Source organism: Novosphingobium sp. Chol11 (assembly GCF_945870625.1).
Lineage (GTDB): Bacteria > Pseudomonadota > Alphaproteobacteria > Sphingomonadales > Sphingomonadaceae > Novosphingobium.
Genome location: NZ_CAMBTS010000147.1, coordinates 1 through 5618 on the forward strand (window position 1 = coordinate 1; position 5618 = coordinate 5618).

Below are 5618 nucleotides of genomic sequence, written 5' to 3' on the forward strand. Positions count from 1 at the left end.
AAGCCAGTCCACTTGACGCCACCCCGACGCTGCGCGAAGCGGCAGCAGCTTTGGGCATCTCGGTCGCCACGTTGAACCGGCGGCTGCGCGCGCAAGGCATGAGCTGGCGCGCTATTGTGCAGGAACGGCGGATGAATGCTGCGGCCCGGCTGCTGCAGCAAAGCCGCCGCGACATTGCCGAAATCGCGCTTGCTCTGGGCTTTGCCGAAAGCGCCAGCTTCGTGCGCAGCTTCCACCGCCACTTCGGCACCACCCCCAAGAAGTTCCGCGATGGCGGAGGTGGCGGGGGGTAGCGCGTCGAGATCCAACCTTTACCGAGCCCCGCTCATGCTAAGCTTGTCGAAGCATGAGCGGGTTTAGGGCGCTGGCGTTACGTTGAAAGCTCAACCGCCACCTTACCAGCGAACCGTCGCGCTGAGCCCGTAGGTCGCAGGCCGCGCGTAGACCGAGGTCGTGCCCAGAATGCCGAGGTTCAGCGTATAGGCGCGGTAGGCCTGATTGAAAACGTTGCGGCCGAACACCTGCACCGCATAACGATCATTCGCGCTGGTCCAGGTCAGCGAGGCGTTCGAGACGTTGTACGCCTTTTGAAGCGAAGACGCGCCATTGGTCACTTCAAGATACTGGTCGTCGTACCAAACCCCGTCAAACTGCACCGCGACATTGCCGCCCAGCGCATCCTGATTGTATCGCAGCAAGTAGTTCGCGCTGAAGCGCGGCGCATTGGGCAGCCGCGCGCCGGTAATCGTCTTTTGCGGATAGTCGCAGAAGAACGAGCCATCGTTCTGGTTGACGCAGAATTGCGCATTGGGCGCGCCGGGGAAGAATTCCGGGCCGAATTGCGATCCCGGCCCTTGCACCTGATCGACCCGCGTCGTTTCCCACGTCGCGCCGAAATTGGCATTGAAATGCCGCGATGGCTGCCAGAAAGCCTCAAGCTCCGCGCCCGTCGCGCGCGCATCGCTGTTGTTCACCTGCGGCAATCCGCCCAGCACCGAGAACGCCTGATACTGGTCGTAGATGTAGTGATAGCCGGTCAGGTTCAGCCGCAATTTGCGGTCTGCGCTGGCCCATTTCACCCCGCCCTCGAACGAATTGAGCCGCTCGGGATTGTGGCGAAAGCTGGCCGGCGTCACGTCCGCGCTGAGCGTCCAGTTGCCGCCCTTGATGCCCCGGTTCCACGACGCGAAGATCAAGGTATCGGGATTGGGCTTGAAGTTCAGCCCCACGCGCGCGGCCCAATCGCCGTAGCGGATGCGGTCGATGCCGGGCACCCCAGCCGCAAATGTCGCGTTGGTCGCGCGCACCACGGTGGGAAAGCCGCTATCGATCAGGCGCGAGGCATAATCGATCGACTTGGTATCCTGCGAATAACGCACGCCCGCGATCAGCGTAAGCTGCTCGGCCAGATCAAATTCGCCCTGCCCAAACAGCGACCAGTTCTTCGAGCGCAGCTTGTAGGTTTCGGCCACGCGCGGATCGTTGGCCGCGCCGTTCACGGCGAACGCGGTGCCCAGCACCGGCGCGCCAATGGTGGTGATCGACCCATCGATCTTCATGTCGAGATAATAAGCCCCCACTTGCCAGCGGAACCTGTCGCTAGCGCCGGAAAGCCGCAATTCCTGGCTGAACTGCTTGTATTTCGCGGTCGTCAGGAACTGGATCACCGTGATCGGCAGCGCGTCGCCGTCCTCGGCATAGTCCTTGTCGACCGTGGTGTAATTGGTGATCCCGGTAAACTCGATCCCGCCCATCTGCTTGACCAGCTTGCTCTGGTAGATGTTGGTGGTGCGGTTGAAATTGCCCAGATCGTTGGAAAAGTTGGCATAAGGGCTGGCCTTCTCGCCGGTGATCCCGTTGATCACGCCGCCCGTGCCATTGCTCAGCCCGGCGTCGTTCACACCGCAATAGCCATTGGCCAGCAAGTCGCAGTTATCGAACACATAGCCGCCGGTCGCGACCGAATTGTCCTCGCTGTGCTTCACCCACAGATCGAGCTTGCCGTCGCTGCCCACATCGAACTGCAGGTTGCCGCGCAGCGCCCAGCCGTTCTCGCCGCCCAGATTCTGCCCGTTGCCTTCGAATGTGCCCGGCAAGGCGGCGGCGGACTTGATATAGCCATCGGACTGCACAAATCGCCCCGCCACGCGAAAGCGCACGCCCGGCAAGATCTGGCCGCCCACCGCGCCTTCGATGGCGCGCCGGTCAAACCGCTCGTAGCTCGCCTCGCCATAGCCATTGAGCTTGTCGTCGCTGGCGTCGTTGCTGATGTAGTGCACCAACCCGCCTGTCGCGTTGCGGCCAAACAGCGTGCCTTGCGGCCCGCGCAGCACTTCCACCCGCTTGGTATCGAACAACTGGCCCGAAATGCCGTTGATCGACCCCATATAGGCATCGTCCATATAGACCGCGACCGGCGCTTCGAGATAATCGGTGAAGTTGTTTTGCGAAATACCGCGCAAGTTGAAGATCGTGACATTGGGCGACCATGCGTTGAGCTGGAAGCCCGGAGTCTGCTGTGTGATCTGCGTCGTGTCCGAAATGCCCAGCGCTTTCAATTGCGCTCCCGAATAGGCCGAGATCGAAATGCCCACTTTCTGCAGGTTTTCCGAACGCTTGTTGGCGGTGACAACGATATCGCCAAAACCGGATTCGGGCTCCGCTGCCGTCTCTGCCTGAGGCGGAGTCTGCACCTGCTCCTGCGCGGCGGCCGGAACCGAGATTGCCGCCGCCAGCGCCGCGAGCGACGCCGAAAGGAGTTTGGTACGATCAATCATTGGTGCATCCCTGTCTGGTTCGCGCGCCGGATGGAGATTCCCTCATCGCACAGGCGCATTTGGAGCGCACCTCGGGCAAATGCGCCCCTCCCGCTTGGCAGATCAGGACATTCCCTGCCCCCGTTCACCCCGCCTCACCCACGCGCAGCAGAACCCGCTCCAACCGGTCCATCGCTTCCTCGATGATCGCATCCGAAGCGCTGAGCGCGGGCAGGAAGCGGATCACATTGCCGCGGATGCCGCACGAGAGCATCAGCAGCCCTTCTTCGGCGGCTTCGGCGACGATGCGCTTGGTCAGCGCCGGATCGGGCCGCGCGGGGTCGCGGTCTTGCACCAGCTCCATCGCCACCATCGCGCCGGGGCCGCGCACATCGCCGATGAAGCCCAGGCCGCGCTGTTGCAGGCTGCGCAAGCGGCCCTTGATCGCATCGCCAATGGCCACCGCGCGCTCGCACAGGCGGTCTTCCGCGATGATCTTGAGAACTTCGAGCCCCGCCACACAGCCCAGCGGCGATCCGCCATATGTGCCGCCCAGCCCGCCCATATCGGGCGCGTCCATTACCTCGGCGCGGCCCATCACGCCCGAGATGGGAAAGCCGCCGGCCATCGCCTTGGCAATCGTCATGATGTCGGGGCGCACGCCGGTCGCCTCGTTCACCCAGTCCATCGCAAACATCCGCCCCGTGCGCGCAAAGCCTGATTGCACCTCGTCGGCCACCAGCAAAATGCCATGCCGGTCGCAGATTTCGCGCAATGCTGCGAAGAACTTGTACGACGCATTGTAGAACCCACCCTCGCCCAGCACCGGCTCGAGCACGATCGCGGCCACGGCAGATGGTTCGATCGAGGAGGCAAATACCGCCTCCAGCGCCTCGATCGCCTGACCCTCGTCAAAGCCGTGGTAGGGGATGGGGAAGCGCGTGTGGAACACATCGGTCGGCATCGGGCCAAACTTGGCCTTGTAGGGCAGGACCTTCCCGGTCATCGCGAGGGTCAGCAGCGTGCGCCCATGATAGCCGCCCTGAAACGTGATGATCCCGCGCCGCCCGGTATGCGCGCGCGCGACCTTCACCGCGTTCTCCAGCGCTTCGGCGCCCGTGGTGAAGAAAATCGTCTTAACCGGCCCTTGTATGGGCGCTATTGCATTCAATTGCTCGGCCAGCGCGATGTAGGACTCGTAAGGCGTGACCTGAAACGAACAGTGCGAAAACCGGTCGAGCTGCGCCTTCACCGCCGCCACGATGCGCGGATCGCCGTGCCCGGTGTTGCAAACCGCGATCCCGCTGGCCAGATCGATATAGCGTTGCCCTTCGGCATCGAAGGCTTCGGCATTGTCGCCGCGCTCGAAAAAGCGCTGGTGGGCGGAGGCTACGCCGCGCGGCACCGCCGCTTCGCGCCGCGCCCAGAGTTCTGCATTGGTGGTCATCAGGCAAAGTCCTTTCGGCGAAGAAATTCAGTGTGGCAGAGGCAAAGCAGGCACCGCCACCATCCGGCGATGCGCCTGCATCGGCACCCACAGCAGCATCAGGCTAGCTAGGAAAAAGCCGACGCAGACCAGCTCGACCCGCGCATAATCGTTGCCATCGATCAGCGCGGCGGCAATGAACGGCCCGAGCCCCAGCCCCACCATCTGCATCGCCACCGAGCGCCCGATCATCCGCCCGCGCGTGTCAAACGCGCCCACTGTGCCCAGAATGAACGGCAGCACGAAATTCCACAGCACATTGAACCCGCACACGCAAAACGTGAACAGCGCGAGGCTCGGGCTCCCCAGCAGCAACGCGATACAAGCCGCGCCGCCTAGAATGCCGATCACAATCGCCCTGTCACGCGCCAACACCCCGGCCAGAAACACCGATGCCAGCGCGCCGGCAATCGCCAGCACTTGCGAAATGAACAGCGCATTGGCCACCGCCTGCTCGCCCAGCCCGGCCGCAATCCCCACCAGAAACAGCACCGCCCACGCCATCCCTTGCGCCAGATTGTAGGCCAGCACGCCCATCAGCGCGATCAGCACCTGCGCGGGAGCCAGATCGCGCGCATCCTCGGGCAATTGCGCGCGCGCATCCGCCGCGCGCGGCACATAGCCTACCGTCGCGAAGCCCGCCACCAGCAGCACCGCAAACAGCGCGAAAAGCCCGCTAAGCCCGAAGCCTTCCAGAAACATCGGCATGCCCCAGATGCCGACCGCGCCATATGTGAGCAATAGCGCGAGATACCACGCGATATTGCGGTCGACCCGCGCCGTCAGCCCCACGAAAGTAAAGCTCAAGGTGATGATCGCGCCGTGCCCCAACCCGGCGATCAGCCGCGCGATCCACAGCCCGCTGCTATCGGCCAGCACCGCCGAGAGCACATTGCCCGCCGCCGCCGTGGCAAGCGCCATGGCCATGACCCGCCGCCAGTTCATGCCCCCGGTAGCAAAGGCCGCGCCGATCGAACTGACCGCGACGCCGAGCATCTCGATCCCGGCCAGGTTCAGCGCCTCAGGCTCGCTCAGCTTCAATTGCGTGACGAAACCCTGCACCAATGCGGGCTGCACGATGAACGAGAGCACGCCCAGCGTGCCCAGAATGATCGCACTGAGCACCGCGCCTGGGCTGTTTACGTCATATGGCTTGAGCAAATGCATCCCCTTCCCGAAAGTGCGCAGGATAATGAGCTTTAGACGCAGGTCTACGCCTAAACTTGGCCCCGGCGGCCAACCATCAAAGTGCGGCCTGATGCGGATGGGCTGACGTGACCCCCAACCGTCATCCAGTTGCGACTAGAGCCTCGGGATCGTTGTTGCGCGAGAGCGCGGGTGAAGCAAGGGGCTGCGTAGCGTAGCCTCCGGCTATG

Annotated in this window: 4 protein-coding genes; 1 reads left to right on the forward strand and 3 read right to left on the reverse strand. The window is 63.4% G+C overall.

Going from position 1 to position 5618, the window contains the following annotated elements; translation table 11 throughout:
- Nucleotides 1–293: helix-turn-helix transcriptional regulator (locus tag Q0O40_RS15150; protein WP_295531743.1), on the forward strand; the 293-nt coding region annotated here is incomplete at its 5' end.
- Nucleotides 294–395: 102 nt separating this feature from the next.
- On the opposite strand, the gene Q0O40_RS15155 is transcribed toward Q0O40_RS15150, so the two are convergent.
- From Q0O40_RS15155 to Q0O40_RS15165, 3 genes are all read right to left on the reverse strand, one after another.
- Nucleotides 396–2777, reverse strand: coding sequence for a TonB-dependent receptor (locus tag Q0O40_RS15155; RefSeq protein WP_295531746.1), 2382 nt, complete (start codon nt 2775–2777; stop codon nt 396–398).
- Nucleotides 2778–2901: 124 nt separating this feature from the next.
- Nucleotides 2902–4203 carry a 4-aminobutyrate--2-oxoglutarate transaminase gene (gabT, locus tag Q0O40_RS15160; protein WP_295531749.1) on the reverse strand — a complete coding sequence of 434 codons (1302 nt, stop codon included), beginning with the start codon at nt 4201–4203 and terminating at the stop codon, nt 2902–2904.
- A gap of 27 nt (nt 4204–4230) precedes the next feature.
- A complete protein-coding gene (locus tag Q0O40_RS15165; protein WP_295531752.1) occupies nt 4231–5403 on the reverse strand; it encodes a hypothetical protein in 1173 nt (390 codons plus the stop codon).
- Nucleotides 5404–5618 lie beyond the last annotated feature (215 nt).

Bases quoted from the DNA above. Each gene is read 5' to 3' on its own strand.
- Q0O40_RS15155 (WP_295531746.1), bottom strand. From the start codon at position 2,777: ATGATTGATCGTACCAAACTCCTTTCGGCGTCGCTCGCGGCGCTGGCG.
- gabT (WP_295531749.1), bottom strand. From the start codon at position 4,203: ATGACCACCAATGCAGAACTCTGGGCGCGGCGCGAAGCGGCGGTGCCG.